The organism is Levilactobacillus tongjiangensis (assembly GCF_003946345.1).
In the GTDB taxonomy this organism is placed as follows: domain Bacteria; phylum Bacillota; class Bacilli; order Lactobacillales; family Lactobacillaceae; genus Levilactobacillus; species Levilactobacillus tongjiangensis.
This window is the reverse complement of sequence record NZ_RHNY01000005.1, coordinates 99,522-113,840: the sequence shown is the minus strand read 5'-3', so window position 1 is coordinate 113,840 and position 14,319 is coordinate 99,522. Positions and strand designations below refer to the sequence as shown.

At 47.9% G+C, this 14,319-nt stretch carries 19 protein-coding genes; 17 read left to right on the top strand and 2 right to left on the bottom strand.

Annotated elements, in window-relative coordinates; translation table 11 throughout:
• The first annotated feature begins 19 nt into the window (after nucleotides 1-19).
• The 16 genes from infA to EKM75_RS04015 all read left to right on the top strand — a co-directional run bounded on the left by infA (nucleotide 20) and on the right by EKM75_RS04015 (nucleotide 10,699).
• Nucleotides 20-238, top strand: coding sequence for a translation initiation factor IF-1 (gene infA / locus EKM75_RS04090; protein ID WP_011668477.1), 219 nt, complete (start codon nucleotides 20-22; stop codon nucleotides 236-238).
• Nucleotides 239-266: 28 nt separating this feature from the next.
• Complete coding sequence (gene rpmJ / locus EKM75_RS04085) at nucleotides 267-386, top strand: 50S ribosomal protein L36 (RefSeq protein ID WP_008855781.1); 120 nt, start codon at nucleotides 267-269, stop codon at nucleotides 384-386.
• A 25-nt stretch (nucleotides 387-411) separates the two neighbouring features.
• Nucleotides 412-777 carry a 30S ribosomal protein S13 gene (gene rpsM / locus EKM75_RS04080; protein WP_125682788.1) on the top strand — a complete coding sequence of 122 codons (366 nt, stop codon included), beginning with the start codon at nucleotides 412-414 and terminating at the stop codon, nucleotides 775-777.
• 17 nt (nucleotides 778-794) lie between these two features.
• On the top strand, nucleotides 795-1,184 hold the full coding sequence (rpsK, locus tag EKM75_RS04075) for a 30S ribosomal protein S11 (protein ID WP_125682786.1): 390 nt from the start codon (nucleotides 795-797) through the stop codon (nucleotides 1,182-1,184).
• 87 nt (nucleotides 1,185-1,271) lie between these two features.
• Complete coding sequence (locus EKM75_RS04070; RefSeq protein ID WP_125682784.1) at nucleotides 1,272-2,222, top strand: DNA-directed RNA polymerase subunit alpha; 951 nt, start codon at nucleotides 1,272-1,274, stop codon at nucleotides 2,220-2,222.
• 30 nt (nucleotides 2,223-2,252) lie between these two features.
• Nucleotides 2,253-2,636 carry a 50S ribosomal protein L17 gene (gene rplQ / locus EKM75_RS04065; RefSeq protein ID WP_125682782.1) on the top strand — a complete coding sequence of 128 codons (384 nt, stop codon included), beginning with the start codon at nucleotides 2,253-2,255 and terminating at the stop codon, nucleotides 2,634-2,636.
• 166 nt (nucleotides 2,637-2,802) lie between these two features.
• Nucleotides 2,803-3,024 carry a hypothetical protein gene (locus tag EKM75_RS04060; RefSeq protein WP_125692369.1) on the top strand — a complete coding sequence of 74 codons (222 nt, stop codon included), beginning with the start codon at nucleotides 2,803-2,805 and terminating at the stop codon, nucleotides 3,022-3,024.
• A gap of 26 nt (nucleotides 3,025-3,050) precedes the next feature.
• On the top strand, nucleotides 3,051-3,890 hold the full coding sequence (locus EKM75_RS04055; RefSeq protein WP_125692367.1) for an energy-coupling factor ABC transporter ATP-binding protein: 840 nt from the start codon (nucleotides 3,051-3,053) through the stop codon (nucleotides 3,888-3,890).
• Entirely contained in the window at nucleotides 3,866-4,738 is an 873-nt protein-coding gene (locus EKM75_RS04050) for an energy-coupling factor ABC transporter ATP-binding protein (protein ID WP_125692365.1), read from the top strand. The genes EKM75_RS04055 and EKM75_RS04050 overlap by 25 nt, the downstream gene beginning before the upstream one ends.
• Nucleotides 4,731-5,531, top strand: a complete 801-nt coding sequence (locus tag EKM75_RS04045) for an energy-coupling factor transporter transmembrane component T family protein (RefSeq protein WP_125682778.1) — start codon at nucleotides 4,731-4,733, stop codon at nucleotides 5,529-5,531. The genes EKM75_RS04050 and EKM75_RS04045 overlap by 8 nt, the downstream gene beginning before the upstream one ends.
• Nucleotides 5,532-5,540: 9 nt before the next feature.
• The gene (truA, locus tag EKM75_RS04040) at nucleotides 5,541-6,338 is read left to right on the top strand and encodes a tRNA pseudouridine(38-40) synthase TruA (protein ID WP_125682776.1); all 798 of its coding nucleotides are present in this window, start codon (nucleotides 5,541-5,543) and stop codon (nucleotides 6,336-6,338) included.
• A gap of 138 nt (nucleotides 6,339-6,476) precedes the next feature.
• Nucleotides 6,477-6,920 (top strand): 50S ribosomal protein L13, encoded by a 444-nt coding sequence (gene rplM, locus EKM75_RS04035; RefSeq protein WP_125682774.1) that lies wholly within the window; start codon nucleotides 6,477-6,479, stop codon nucleotides 6,918-6,920.
• 13 nt (nucleotides 6,921-6,933) lie between these two features.
• Nucleotides 6,934-7,326, top strand: a complete 393-nt coding sequence (rpsI, locus tag EKM75_RS04030) for a 30S ribosomal protein S9 (protein WP_125682772.1) — start codon at nucleotides 6,934-6,936, stop codon at nucleotides 7,324-7,326.
• 476 nt (nucleotides 7,327-7,802) lie between these two features.
• Nucleotides 7,803-8,444: a hypothetical protein gene (locus tag EKM75_RS04025; RefSeq protein ID WP_125692363.1), complete on the top strand. Its 642-nt coding sequence runs from the start codon at nucleotides 7,803-7,805 to the stop codon at nucleotides 8,442-8,444.
• A 227-nt stretch (nucleotides 8,445-8,671) separates the two neighbouring features.
• Nucleotides 8,672-10,024: a TrkH family potassium uptake protein gene (locus tag EKM75_RS04020; RefSeq protein WP_125692361.1), complete on the top strand. Its 1,353-nt coding sequence runs from the start codon at nucleotides 8,672-8,674 to the stop codon at nucleotides 10,022-10,024.
• Nucleotides 10,025-10,036: 12 nt separating this feature from the next.
• Nucleotides 10,037-10,699 (top strand): potassium channel family protein, encoded by a 663-nt coding sequence (locus EKM75_RS04015; RefSeq protein ID WP_125692359.1) that lies wholly within the window; start codon nucleotides 10,037-10,039, stop codon nucleotides 10,697-10,699.
• 196 nt (nucleotides 10,700-10,895) lie between these two features.
• Here EKM75_RS04015 and asnA read toward each other — a convergent pair whose 3' ends face one another.
• Both asnA and EKM75_RS04005 read right to left on the bottom strand, forming a co-directional pair.
• Nucleotides 10,896-11,903 (bottom strand): aspartate--ammonia ligase, encoded by a 1,008-nt coding sequence (gene asnA, locus EKM75_RS04010; RefSeq protein WP_125692357.1) that lies wholly within the window; start codon nucleotides 11,901-11,903, stop codon nucleotides 10,896-10,898.
• Nucleotides 11,904-12,347: 444 nt separating this feature from the next.
• On the bottom strand, nucleotides 12,348-12,668 hold the full coding sequence (locus tag EKM75_RS04005) for a DsrE family protein (protein WP_125692355.1): 321 nt from the start codon (nucleotides 12,666-12,668) through the stop codon (nucleotides 12,348-12,350).
• 223 nt (nucleotides 12,669-12,891) lie between these two features.
• On the opposite strand from EKM75_RS04005, the gene EKM75_RS04000 reads away from it, so the two are divergent.
• Nucleotides 12,892-14,304, top strand: a complete 1,413-nt coding sequence (locus EKM75_RS04000; RefSeq protein ID WP_125692353.1) for an APC family permease — start codon at nucleotides 12,892-12,894, stop codon at nucleotides 14,302-14,304.
• Nucleotides 14,305-14,319 lie beyond the last annotated feature (15 nt).

Here is a 14,319-nt window from a genome sequence, read left to right as displayed (position 1 = left end):
TTAAAAGGGAGGTACTTTCGTGGCGAAAAGCGATGTCATCGAAGTCGAAGGTAAAGTTACCGAAACATTACCAAATGCGATGTTTCGGGTCGAATTAGAAAACGGTCATGAGATTCTCGCTCACGTTTCCGGTAAGATTCGGATGCATTACATCCGGATTTTGCCTGGTGACCGAGTAACTGTTGAAATGTCACCGTATGACTTGTCTAAAGGCCGGATTACTTATCGCTTTAAGTAACGGTTAGACAGATGTAGGAGGGATATTCATGAAAGTAAGACCATCAGTTAAGCCAATGTGCGAACACTGCAAGGTTATCAAGCGTAAAGGCCGAGTAATGATCATTTGCTCAGCTAACCCTAAGCACAAACAACGCCAGGGTAAGTAATTCAATTTATAGGAGGTGCACTTAAATGCCACGTATTGCTGGAGTGGATTTACCACGTGATAAGCGAATCGCTTACGGTTTGACTTACATTTTTGGAATCGGGATCAACACCGCACACAAGATTGTTGCGGATGCTGGTGTCGCAGAAGACGTTCGGGTTCGCGATATGACGCCTGATCAAGAAGACAAGATTCGTGCCGAAGTAGACAAGTACAAAGTTGAAGGTGACTTACGTCGTGAAGTTAGCTTGAACATCAAGAACTTGCAAGAAATGGGTTCTTACCGCGGTATGCGTCACCGTCGTGGACTGCCTGTTCGCGGCCAACACACCAAAAACAATGCCCGCACTCGGAAGGGTAAAGCCGTTTCCGTTGCCGGTAAGAAGAAGTAAGGGAGGTTTATCACTTTATGGCTACTAGAAGAACTAGTCGCAAGCGTCGGGTCAAGAAGAATATTGAAGCCGGTGTTGCACACATTCACGCTACGTTTAACAACACATTAGTTATGATCACAGACGTTCAAGGGAACGCTATTGCTTGGTCATCAGCTGGTGCCTTAGGTTTCAAGGGTAGTCGGAAGTCAACGCCATTTGCTGCACAAATGGCCGCTGAAGCCGCTGCTAAAGCATCACAAGAACATGGTGTTAAGTCCGTTGAAGTTGCTGTCAAGGGTCCTGGTTCAGGACGTGAAGCTGCTATTCGGGCAATCCAAGCTGCTGGTATCGAAGTTACGGCTATTCGTGACGTTACGCCAGTGCCTCATAATGGTACTCGTCCTCCAAAGCGCCGTCGGGTTTAACGTGAGCGTTTCATTAATGAGGGCAACCTTCATGATGGGATTGACTTATAGGAGCTCAACGCGGTTTGAAAGGGGTAAACGATAAGAATGATTGAATTTGAAAAGCCTAACATTCATAAAATTGACGAAAGCAGTAACTACGGCAAGTTTGTTGTCGAACCGTTGGAACGTGGTTACGGAACAACGCTTGGTAACTCTCTGCGTCGGATTCTGCTTTCATCATTACCTGGTGCAGCTGTTACCAGCATTCAAATCGACGGGGTTCTGCATGAATTCTCTACTGTCGAAGGGGTCGTTGAAGACGTCACGCAAATCATCTTAAATGTTAAGAAGATTGCATTGAAGTTAAACGGTTCTGATGATCAGGAAGAAACCATGGAGATCAACGTTAAGGGACCTGCCCAAATCACCGCTGGTGATATTGTGGCTGGTGCCGACGTTGACGTTTTGAACCCAGATCTGTATATTGCAACGGTTGCCGATGGTGCAACGTTCCATATGCGGATGACGGCTGACAAGGGCCGGGGTTATGTTTCTGCTGACGAGAACAAGACTCGCAACACGGACATGCCTATCGGTGTCTTAGCTGTGGATTCTATTTACACCCCAATCGAACGGGTTAACTACCAAGTAGAGAATGCACGGGTTGGCCAACGGGCTGACTATGATAAATTGACCCTGGATGTTTGGACAAACGGTTCAATTAATCCAAGCGAAGCCATTGCTCTGGCTGCAAAGATCTTGACCGAACATCTGGCTATGTTTGTCGACCTGACTGACGAAGCTAAGAATGCGGAAATCATGGTTGAAAAGGAAGAAACTCACAAGGAAAAGATGCTTGAGATGACCATCGAAGAGCTCGACTTGTCCGTTCGTTCTTACAACTGCTTGAAGCGTGCTGGTATCAACACGGTCCAAGAATTGAACAACAAGACTGAAGCAGACATGATGAAGGTTCGTAACTTGGGTCGCAAGTCCCTTGAAGAAGTTAAGGCTAAGTTAGCTGACTTAGGTTTGTCACTTCGGAAGGAAGACTAATTTTAGACACTCAAAGGAGGGTTTCTGGTTATGAGTTACCGTAAATTACAACGGACTAGTTCTCAACGTCGTGCCTTGTTACGCGATTTGACCACTAGTTTAATCTTGAACGGCCGCATCGAAACGACTGAAGCACGTGCTAAGGAAGTTCGCAAGACGGCTGACCAAATGATTACCTTGGGTAAGCAAGGCGACTTACACGCACGTCGTCAAGCCGCTGCTTTCATCCGCAACGTGGTTGCTGATGTTAAGGAAGATGGCGACGATGTCGTTGTTACCAGCGCATTGCAAAAGGTATTTAGCGATTTAGCACCTAAGTATGCTGATCGTAAGGGTGGTTACACGCGTATCATGAAGACGATGCCTCGTCGTGGTGATGGCGCTGCTATGGCTATCTTGGAATTCGTTGACTAATTAGTTTCGGATTCAGGGAGTTTGTCACTTCCCTAAACGTGGCAATTAGGTTTCAAATTAATCACTAGGACCATGTGGTATAGAGCGTTATGATGATGGGTTTTCCCCGAGTCTAGCTTGAATGGGGGCGAACGCCTCAGCGCCGCTGGTTTGTTAGTGATTTTTTTTGTACATATTTTTATATAAGCGTTGTGGGCAATGGCTAGTAGCGATGGGTGGCCACGAATTTGACAGTTGCGGCGCAATTGGATTGGTCAGTAGCTGTGGGAGTGTGTTGACCACGCAACAACTGGTAGTTGGCAGTCGTTGGCCAGAAATGCGGGGGATTCCGGTGAATATTGGTGAACCACTACGTTATCTCATCAACATTTGGTATAATTACTGGTGACTTTTACATGGGAGAATTAAAAAACGCTGATGGAAAATATCATTGAAGTTAAACATCTTTCATACCGTTACGGCAAGGAGCAACGGCCGGCATTAAACGATGTCAGTTTTGACGTTCACCGTGGCGAGTGGTTGGCCATTGTTGGCCATAACGGGAGTGGAAAATCCACACTGGCTAAGTCTTTGGATGGGCTATTGCCATTTACCGAGGGGACAGTCACCGTTGATGGCCTGGAACTTTCGCCAGCGACCGTCTGGCAGGTCCGCGAAAAAATTGGCATGATCTTTCAGAACCCCGACAACCAGTTTGTTGGGGCAACCGTGGAGGATGATGTTGCTTTTGGTTTGGAGAATCGGCAGGTTACCCGCGAGGACATGATTCCGCGGGTCAAGGCGGCTATCGAAGAAGTCGGCATGCATGACTTTGCGCAGCGTGAACCAAGTTCGTTATCTGGTGGTCAGAAACAACGGGTGGCGTTGGCCGGTATTGTGGCGATTACCCCCAGCATCTTAATTTTGGATGAAGCCACTAGTATGTTGGACCCCTTAGGACGGCACGACATGCTTGAGTTGGTCAGTAAGCTACGGCGGGATCAGAAGCTAACAGTTATCTCAATCACTCATGACATTGATGAGGCAGCGAATGCTGACCGAATTTTGGTGATTGATGATGGTCAGCTGGTTCAAGAGGCCTCGCCTGCGGAAATATTTGCGTTGGGTGAAAAGCTGGTGGACTTAGGCTTAGATTTACCTTTCACGGCTAAGCTCAAGGCGGCACTAAAGAAACGGGGCATTGAGCCTCCCACAAATTATCAAACGATGGCGGAAATGGAGGAATGGTTGTGGCAATCTCTTTCGAACACGTAACCTTTACGTACCAAGCTGGCACGCCCATGGCGCAGACGGCTTTGGAAGACGTTTCCTTCAACCTGCCTGACCACGGCTATTTAGCCATCATCGGTCACACGGGGAGCGGTAAATCGACGCTCGTTCAACAAATCAACGCTTTGTTGAAGCCGACATCCGGCACAATTAAGATTGATGATTTTACCATCACGCCGAATACGACCAATGCGGACCTGAAACCGCTGCGGCAACACGTAGGTATGGTTTTCCAGTTTCCAGAGAGCCAATTGTTTGAGGAAACGATTCGCAAGGACATTGCGTTTGGGCCACAAAACTTTGGTATGTCCCCGGAGGATGCCAACGAACTGGCTGATCAAATGTTGACCACGGTTGGTTTAGATATCAGTTACGCTGAGCGCTCACCGTTCGAATTATCCGGCGGTCAGATGCGGCGTGTCGCCATTGCGGGTGTACTGGCTATGCGGCCACAAGTTTTGATTCTGGACGAACCCACGGCGGGGCTGGATCCGCAGGGACGTCAGGAAATGATGGACTTATTTGAACAACTCCATAGAGAGCAAGGACTGACGATTGTTTTGGTCACCCATCAAATGGAGGATGTGGCTGAGTACGCTGAACAAGTTGCGATTATGCGTGAGGGACGGTTGGTCAAGTTTGGCGATGTTCAGGAGGCATTTGGTGACCCTGACTGGCTGTTAGCCAACCAACTAGACGTCCCTCGGGCAGCACAGTTTGCGCAGCAATTAGCAAAACGGGGATTCCAGTGGCAGCCTTTACCGTTGACCGCTGATCAGCTAGCAGAGCAGATTGCAGAGCAGTGGCAGAAACGGGGGACGGACCATGTCTAACTTTATTTTTGGTCGGTACTTACCGTTGAATTCCGTAGTGCACCGGTTAGATCCGCGGGCCAAGCTCATGTTGAGCTTCTTCTACATCGTGCTGGTATTTATGGCCAACAATCTGGTAACCTACGGGATCTTGATTGTGTTCACGCTAGCTGCAATTTTTGCCTCGAAGATTAGCCTGGGCTTCTTCTTAAAGGGGATTCGCCCCTTACTTTGGTTGATTGTCTTCACGGTGGTTTTACAGTTGCTCTTTAGTCCAGCTGGCGGGCACGTGTACTTTCACTGGGCGTTTATCAACATTACCCAGTACGGCGTCGTGAACTCCGGATATATCTTTATTCGGTTCTTACTGATCATCATGATGTCGACCCTGTTGACGCTGTCGACCCAGCCGTTGGACATTGCTACCGGGCTGTCATCGCTGATGAAACCGCTGCGGTGGGTCCACGTTCCCGTGGATACGTTGGCCATGATGCTGTCGATCGCGTTACGGTTCGTGCCAACCTTGATGGATGAAGCCACCAAGATCATGAACGCGCAACGCGCTCGTGGGGTCGATTTCGGTGAAGGGGGTCTCTTCAAACAGGCCAAATCACTGATTCCTTTGATGGTACCGCTATTCATGAGTGCCTTTAACCGAGCGGAGGACCTCTCAACGGCCATGGAAGCGCGGGGGTACCAGGACAGTGAGCACCGGAGTCAGTACCGGATTCTCACCTGGCAAAAACGAGATACGGTGACCTGGATCATATTTATAATTGGATTTGCGGCGATTCTTGCTTTTCGTCGTTGGTAGGAGGACCTGATGCAACGTTACAAAGTAACTTTAATGTATGACGGCACGAACTTTGCCGGCTTTCAACGGCAACCAAATAAACGGACCGTGGAAAGCACCCTGACAGCTGTTGTTAATAAGATGGCTAAGCAACCGCAACCCGCGATTGTGGTCTACGGTTCTGGCCGGACCGACGCTGGTGTCCATGCGCTGGCCCAGGTGGTCCATTTTGACTTTCCCTTCCTGATTCCCGCGGAGAACATGCGCAAGGGCTTAAACAGCATGTTACCGATGGATATGGAGGTCCTGAAGGTCGAGGAGGTCGCCGATACGTTCCACGCGCGGTATGATGTCTCCGGCAAGCGCTATCAGTACCGAATGGACATGGGCGAATTTCGAAATCCATTTAAACGCAATTATACGGGCCACTGGAAGTTTCCAGTTGATTTGAATAAGATTAATCAGGCCTGTGCCGACTTGGTCGGAGAACACGATTTTACCAGCTTCGTGGCGTCTGGTGCGCAGACACGGACGTTCGTCCGAACAATCTACGAAGCCAGTTGTCATGTTGATGAGGCCAATCATGAATTGGTTTTTGATTTTTATGGAAATGGGTTTATGTATAACCAAGTGCGAATTATGGTGGGGGTCTTGGTAGAAATCGGTTCCGGGACCAGACCAGTGCACGACATTCCCAGACTGTACGAAGTCAAGGACCGTAAGCAAGCACGGCGAACAGTGCCAGCGGCTGGCTTATATCTGAAACACGTGTATTATATGGGTGAAGATCCGGAACACCCAACAAAATTACCGCAACATCAGCGTTAATTTTCGTTAGGGGGACAAACAATCATTGACTTTATGAGTAAAACTTTGTATCATGGTTGTTGGTATTGTTTGCCCCACGATAAGCCCCGGAAAGTTTACTTGGTGTCAGACAAACACAGATTTATGGAGGAATTTAACGTGCGTACAACTTATATGGCAAAACCTAACGACGTGGACCGCAAATGGTACATCGTCGACGCAACCGATGTTAGTTTAGGTCGGCTTGCTTCAGTCGTTGCTTCTGTATTACGTGGTAAGAACAAGCCAACTTTCACGCCTAACGTGGATACTGGTGATAACGTAATCGTCATCAACGCTGCAAATGTCGCCTTAACTGGCCGTAAAGCAACCGGTAAGATTTACTACCACCATACTGGTTTCGCTGGTGGTTTGAAGTCACGGACTGCTGGTAACTTCCGGGATGAAAACCCAGAAAAATTGATCGAAACTTCTGTTCAAGGTATGCTTCCTAAGAACTCCTTAGGTCACCAAATGGCATTGAAGCTTCATGTGTATGCTGGTGCAGACCACAAGCACGAAGCACAAAAGCCAGAAGTATTAGACATTACTAACCTAATCTAAGGAGGAAACCAAATTGGCACAAGTTCAATATCGCGGCACTGGCCGTCGTAAAAACTCCTCTGCTCGTGTACGTTTAGTACCCGGCTCAGGTAAGATCGTTATGAACAAGAAGGCAATCGAAGACTACATTCCATTTGCAAGTATTCGTGAAGTTGTCTTACAACCATTCAACGTTACGGAAACGCTTGGTAACTATGATGCATTAGTTACTGTGCGCGGTGGCGGTTTCTCCGGTCAAGCCGGTGCAACTCGTCATGGGATCGCTCGGGCATTGCTCGAAGTTGACCCAGACTTCCGTGGTCCGCTGAAGCGTGCGGGTCTCTTGACTCGTGACGCCCGGATGAAGGAACGTAAGAAGCCAGGTCTGAAGAAGGCACGTAAGGCTTCACAATTCTCCAAGCGTTAATATTTCGATATTATCAATTGGGAAAGCTCTCACCGTTTACGGTGGGGGCTTTTTTGTTGTAGTGTTTCGACTGGTCACACAGCGTTAGCAATGAGCGACTTTAGAAAAGTTGGAACTTTCCGATTAATTAAATGAAAATGAATTGACTCATAACGAGATTGTGTTAATATCTTATTAAAGATTGATTAAATATCAATGAGACATCGAAGGGAAGAGTAATGATTACCGCCAGTCAAGTGAGCCGTGTTTAGTGTAAAGCGGCCTGGTGAGCATCATGAAGATGAGCCTGGAGTCTTTCTAGTGGTTCGTGTCAGGGGCTATTTGAACGGTTGTAACCGATATATTACTAGTGTTATTAAATGACATGAAACGAAGGGTAGTCTTTTTGATTACCAAAAATGGGTGGTACCACGATACGTCGTCCCAGAATCTACAGTTTGTAGGTTCTGGGACTTTTTTTGTTGGGAGGAAATAGAATGAATTTATTTATTATTGGTGCAGGTAATACAGGATTAGCGTTAGCGGGACTGGCACAAGCACAGGGGGACTGTGTCCGGATATTGACGAACGACGTCGTGCAGTCAACTTTTTATCGGCAACACGCGTTGATCATCACCGGCATTTTTGAGAGTCATTTCAAAATTCAGATTGGCACCGACTATCAGGCTTTAAGTGACTGGGCGGATTTAATTGTGGTGACGGCCGATGCTCAGCCAGATGTGCTAGAGCAGCTACGGGTAACGGTGACGCCAGGGCAGTCCATTCTGTTACTGAACTGGGCCGGTGTTGATGGCTTGGATTTAAAAGCTTTGGGAACAGGCCTCATTAGGGAACATCTTTTGACGGTTGGCCAGGTGCCATCATTACCGCTGAGTGTTGCTATGTTGGCCCCAGGCCAATTGGCCATTGGTTTGAAGCAGACAACGGTTCGTTACCGGCGCGTAGGTGTGAGTCCGACCAGTTATGTGTTTCTAACCACCATTTTCAAGGAAGTTCATGAACGGGTCGCCACACTGACGGTTTCGGCGACTCAGAATTCTGGCTGGCTAACTCGGTGGCGTGGGTGGTGTCATCGGAAGGCCAAATCGAATTTCAGCAGCATTTTAACGCGCAAGTAGGTGACGTTGACCGCGCTGGGGGTCAACAAAAATATTTATTTTTCCTGGTGTTATTTTGACAGCTAAATGCAGAATTTCCAGGCTGGTTTCGGGTCACTCGGACTTGTACGTCGGTCACCCGTTATCAAAAAAATCGTGTTTTCCAGTTTTTCCCGCAGCCAGGTGTTGTTTTCCCGCAACCAATGTCTTAAGCTGAATGAGAAGTACATTACGGGACTGGAAATTATATGGATAAAATTAAGAATTCAAAGCTATTTGATACACTTTCTAAGAAAATGGTCTGGGGATTTATTCTCCTGATCACGGTGGGGACGATTCTCCTGAGCCTGCCGATTGCAACTCGGGGGATGCACGGTTCCACCTTTATTGATACCGTCTTCACGGCGACCAGCGCGACCTGCATTACGGGACTCACAGTGGTCAACACGGCCACGCATTGGTCGTTTTTTGGTCAAGTGGTTATTTTGGCGTTGTCCGAAGTCGGGGCGTTGGGCTATATGACCTTTGCTGTGTTACTATTCAACATCATTCGGCGCCATCTCAACCTCTCAACACAACTGATGGTTAAGGAATCATTGAACCTGGAAAACTTAAGTGATACCAAGAGCGTTATGCGCTATGTAATTGGTCTCTCAGCGCTCTTTCAGATTGGGGGCGCCATTCTATTAGGCGCCGACTTTATCCCACGTTTTGGCTGGAAGCGGGGCTTGTACGTGTCCGTCTATCATTCAGTTATGTCGTTTTGTAACGCCGGCTTTGATGTGTTTGGCAACAGCCTTAGAGGATTTCAGGATGATTCGTACTTATTGATTGTGACGATTATTTTGATTATTGCAGGGGGTCTGGGTTTTCTGGTTTGGCGGGACCTCTTACTGTTCCATGAGCGGAAACGGCTGACCTTGAATTCTAAATTGACGTTGGTGACGACCAGCACACTGTTTGTGGTCGGTTTCTTACTCCTCTTGGTTACAGAGCGAGACCTATCACTGATGCCGACCCATACCTCCTGGTTTAACCGCACCGTCAATACGCTCTTCCTGAGTGTTACACCACGGACTGCGGGGTTGATCACATTGCCAACGCATCAGCTTCAATCTGGGAGTGTATTTATCTTAATGATCCTGATGTTTGTCGGTGGGACGCCTGGTTCGACCGCTGGGGGAATCAAGACCACCACGTTTGGGGTATTGATGCTGCAAAGTATTGCTCAAATCCGGGGTAAAAAAGATGTTGAATTCAGTCACCGTCGCTTTAGTCAAACCAACATCAGTCGCGCGCTATTACTGGTCTTTCTGGCCAGTATCGTGATTGTTGTGGCGACGTTGATTCTGACCCAGACGGAACGGATTCCCAAGGGGTTCGGCCTGGAATACATTGTCTTTGAAGTGTTGTCGGCATTTGGTACGGTGGGACTGAGTCTTGGTTTGACGCCGCACTTAACGGTTATTGGTAAGCTAGTCATCATGCTGCTGATGTTCATCGGACGGGTTGGTATTTTCACCTCGCTATACTCACTTTCAAAGCGGCAGACCAAGGTCAACCAGATTCGGTATCCAGAAGAAAATGTCTTAATAGGTTAAGGAGTTTTATAAATGAAAAAGAATTTTGCTGTTCTGGAACTTGGGCGGTTTGGTCAAAGCGTGGTTGAAACCCTGGCCGAGACTCACCAGGACGTTCTCGCGGTCGACGTTCAAGAGACACCCGTCAATCAGATGATGGATGTGGCTACACAGACGTTGATTGCGGATACCCGGGATGAAGAAGTCCTGCGGGGACTTAACATCGATACTTTTGACTACGTTATTGTTGGTATCGGGAATAACATGGAAGCCAGTATTTTGACGACCATGCTGGCTAAAGAGCTGGGTGCCAAGAAGGTCATTGCGAAGGCCGAGACGGCCGATCAGGGCCGGGTTCTTCAACGGGTCGGGGCGGATCAGGTCGTCTTTCCTGAGCGGGACATGGGGCACAGTATCGTCCGTAAACTGTTGTCCAATCACATTCTGAACTTCATTGATCTCAGCGACGAGTATACGTTAGCCGAAATCGTGATTACTGACCCCAATTTTGTGAACCAGAATTTGATTCAGCTAAATCTGCGGGAACGGTTTGATTTGACGGTCATTGCCATTCAACACGGCCGTAAAATCAACATCTCACCCAACCCGACGGATGCTGTTCAGTTGCATGACGTGCTGACGGTAGTGGGGCCAATTGAAAACGTTGAAAAGTTGGATGAGGCTTTGAAGAAGTGATGGTTGGCTGGTGATTTTCTCAGTCTAAAGCGTCCTCACAACGCGCAGAATCTCTAGCCTTCGGAGCGTGTCGCGCACATATCTAGTCATAAAAAAAGCAGGTTCTCCACCTGATGGGGGTGAGAACCTGCTTTTGGCTATTCGAAAATTTGAAATGAGTGATCCTATTTATTTAGTAAAGAGCCCCGCAAGAGCTTTACAGTAAATGAATGTTGGCAGCTTCACACTTGTCGATCATTTCTTGTGGCCAGATGGCTGCTTGGACTTCGCCAACGTGTGCCTTACCCAGCAGCAGCATGCACAGCCGTGATTGGCCGATTCCACCACCAATGGTGAACGGAATGTCTTCGCTCATGACCATCTTGTGGTAAGGGTAGATCAAACGATCTTCAGCATGCGCAATCTTTAATTGCTTCATCATCCGGTCGGCGTCGACCCGGACACCCATGCTGGAGATTTCAATGGCCTTGTTCAGGGGTTCGTACCAGAACAAGATATCGCCGTTTAATTCCCAGTCGTCGTAGTCAGGGGCCCGGCCATCATGACGCTTGCCACTCTTCAAGGCGCCACCGATCTTCATCAGAAAGACACAGCCCAGTTTCTTGGTAATGGCGTCTTCACGTTCCTTAGGCGTCATATCAGGGTAGGTGTCTTCCAGTTCTTGCGTCGTGACGAAGTGGATTTCATCTGGTAAGTGGTGAACGGCTTGAGGGAACTTGTACCAAACTTCGTGTTCCATATGCTTAATGACCTTGAAGATGGTCCGAACAGTGGACTTCAAAGTTTCTTCGTTCCGTTCATCTTTGGCAATGACTTTTTCCCAGTCCCATTGGTCCACGTAAGCGGAGTGATAGTTGTCCAGGTCTTCGTCCTTCCGAATGGCATTCATGTTGGTGTAGAGGCCTTCGTGCATCCCGAAACCGTAACGTTTCAGGGCCAATCGTTTCCATTTAGCCAAGGAGTGAACGATTTCAATCGTATCGTCACCCATGTCCTTCATTGTGAAGGAGACGGGTTTTTCGACCCCACTCAGGTTGTCATTCAACCCGGAAGCCTTGTTGACAAACATGGGGGCAGAGAGCCGGGAAAGGTTCAGTTGGGCACCAAATTCATCTTGGAACGTTTCACGGATGTAGCGAATGGCGGCCTGCGTTTCCTTAACGGATAGCTTAGGATCGTAATCCTTAGGTACGATTAAATGCATAGTAATTTCTCCTTCGTGGTTTAAATTTAGATAAAAGAAAAAGTCCTTCCATCCCTTATATCAAGGGACGAAAAGACTTTTCGCAGTACCACCCAAGTTGTTTATCATCAAAAATAAACCAGCTCAATTAGAGTACAAACATACTCTACCGATGGTAACGTACCGGTTAACGGCTAGACCTACTATGCCCCGGGGCAGTTCAGGTAGCAACTAAGAAAGTGTTTTTCAGAAAACGCGAACACTGATTGGGTTTGCACTAACTCCCAACTCACTGGCAGGCTGCGTTAACTTACTCCTCTTTCCTCCGTTATTTATCTTATGGCATTAATCCTAGCACGATTTTGGCGTTTGTAAACTAAAAAATTAAAATTTGACTAGAATTAAATGGCGAAAATCCTTAAAAAAGGGCGGCCCCGTCACGGTTTTTACGGGGTCAAAATTTTTTTAAAAAGTGACAACTTTATCCGCCCATTCGATCAAATCGACGCTGTCGGGCATGCTGATGAGGGGGTAGGGCACTTGGTGGTTGAATCGGTGAATTCGGGGCCCAGTTTCACAAATAAATAGGGCACCACCAGCAGCGCTAAATGCCGTCAACTCGTCGCTAATGTCATAGCGGGCGTTGCCGATGGTCGTAATCTCGACGGCAGCTCCCATCAATAACAGGCGGGTAACGTGGCCTTTTTTAAGGGCAGTCACACTGAATTTTAAGGCATTCCAGACCTGTTCTGGATCGTTTGTTTTCACAATCACACCCAATTGCATGCAGATTCCTCCTCGGAACGTTTCGTTCATCGTAGCATAAACCTGTCAGATTCAGGTTTATGCTTACGCCTGAATGTCAGGTTTGTTCGCCAACTTTTTGCTTGATAAGCCTGTTATTATACGTTTTCATAACAATTTTCTATTGACATTTGGGTCAAAAAAAATTAAACTATTAGAATTGGTTTAATCAAATTCTCATTTAAAAACAAAAGGAGGAGTCGGCTTGGCACGACCTCATCAACTCTTTATTAAAAAACAGGTGCAAACGGATCTCTATAAGAAAACTGGGTTGGAAAAGACGTTAACGGCGTTTTCTCTAACAACTATGGGTATCGGCGCAATTGTCGGTGCCGGAATTTTCATCACTCCGGGCTTAATTGCCGCTAACTACGCCGGCCCCGGTGTGATGTTGTCGTATCTGATTGCCGTGGTCGTCTGTGCGATGGCTGCCCTGTGTTATTCAGAGTTTTCGTCAACGATTCCGCTGGCGGGGAGTGCTTACACTTACGTCTACGCCGTCTTTGGTGAATTTACTGCCTGGATTTTGGGATGGGCGTTAATTTCCGAATATCTCTTCGCCGTGTCATCCGTAGCAGTCAGTTGGTCCTCGTATTTTCAGAACTTATTAGCGGGTTTTGGTTTCAAACTCCCGGCTTTCTTTCGCGCAGCAGCTGGCACCGCTGGCGTGAAGGGTGGGGGCATTGACCTGGTTGCCTTAGTGATCACCATGTTGGTAGCCTGGCTCCTGTCTAAGGGGATTCGCGAGTCCGCTAAGATCAACAACATCATGGTTATCGTCAAAATTTTAGTCATTTTGCTATTTATTGGAATCGCTGTTTTCTACGTTAAGCCAGCGAACTATAACCCGTTTTTGCCATTTGGCACGGCAGGTATCTTTAAGGGAGCCGCGGTGGCCTTCTACGCCTACATTGGGTTTGACGCTGTTTCGACGGCCAGTGAAGAGGTCAAGAATCCCAAGCGGAATATGCCAATTGGGATTATCTCATCCCTGTTAGTGGCTGCTGTTCTGTACATTGGTTTGTCCGCCGTACTGGTTGGCGTGGTCCACTACACCAAGTTGAGTGTGGCCGATCCCGTGGCCTTGGCCTTGAGCCTCATTCACCAGAACTGGGCGTCCGGGGTGGTTTCGTTTGGGGCCATCGTGGGGATGACGACCGTATTGATCGTCATGTCTTACGGAGGAACCCGCTTGTTATTTGCCATTAGTCGGGACGGTTTGTTGCCGGCCAGATTGAAGAAGTTGAATCCTAAGACTCACGTTCCTGTGGCGAATACCTGGATCTTTGGGGTCCTGGCCAGCTTATTTGCGGCGGTGATTCCCATTGATAAGATTGCCGAGCTGGTCAACATTGGGACGTTATCGGCCTTTGCCATGGTTTCACTCGGAATCGTCTTCTTACGGCATGACGAACGGTTTAAAAATTTGGACACCTCGTTTAAAGTGCCCTGGTATCCCTTTTTACCAATCGCATCGTTCTTAGCTTGTCTCTACCTCATGACACAGCTACAGGCCTTCACCTGGCTCGCATTTGCCGTCTGGGTCGTCCTGGGACTGATTGTCTACATGAGCTACGGTTACCATCACAGTGTGGTGCGCCAGCAAGTTGAAGGTTAACGCTTTCATTTCGTG

Bases quoted from the DNA above. Each gene is read 5' to 3' on its own strand.
- rplQ (WP_125682782.1), top strand. From the start codon at position 2,253: ATGAGTTACCGTAAATTACAACGGACTAGTTCTCAACGTCGTGCCTTG.
- EKM75_RS04025 (WP_125692363.1), top strand. From the start codon at position 7,803: ATGAATTTATTTATTATTGGTGCAGGTAATACAGGATTAGCGTTAGCG.
- rpsK (WP_125682786.1), top strand. From the start codon at position 795: ATGGCTACTAGAAGAACTAGTCGCAAGCGTCGGGTCAAGAAGAATATT.
- asnA (WP_125692357.1), bottom strand. From the start codon at position 11,903: ATGCATTTAATCGTACCTAAGGATTACGATCCTAAGCTATCCGTTAAG.
- EKM75_RS04070 (WP_125682784.1), top strand. From the start codon at position 1,272: ATGATTGAATTTGAAAAGCCTAACATTCATAAAATTGACGAAAGCAGT.
- EKM75_RS04015 (WP_125692359.1), top strand. From the start codon at position 10,037: ATGAAAAAGAATTTTGCTGTTCTGGAACTTGGGCGGTTTGGTCAAAGC.
- rpsM (WP_125682788.1), top strand. From the start codon at position 412: ATGCCACGTATTGCTGGAGTGGATTTACCACGTGATAAGCGAATCGCT.
- rpmJ (WP_008855781.1), top strand. From the start codon at position 267: ATGAAAGTAAGACCATCAGTTAAGCCAATGTGCGAACACTGCAAGGTT.
- truA (WP_125682776.1), top strand. From the start codon at position 5,541: ATGCAACGTTACAAAGTAACTTTAATGTATGACGGCACGAACTTTGCC.
- EKM75_RS04020 (WP_125692361.1), top strand. From the start codon at position 8,672: ATGGATAAAATTAAGAATTCAAAGCTATTTGATACACTTTCTAAGAAA.
- EKM75_RS04045 (WP_125682778.1), top strand. From the start codon at position 4,731: ATGTCTAACTTTATTTTTGGTCGGTACTTACCGTTGAATTCCGTAGTG.
- EKM75_RS04005 (WP_125692355.1), bottom strand. From the start codon at position 12,668: ATGCAATTGGGTGTGATTGTGAAAACAAACGATCCAGAACAGGTCTGG.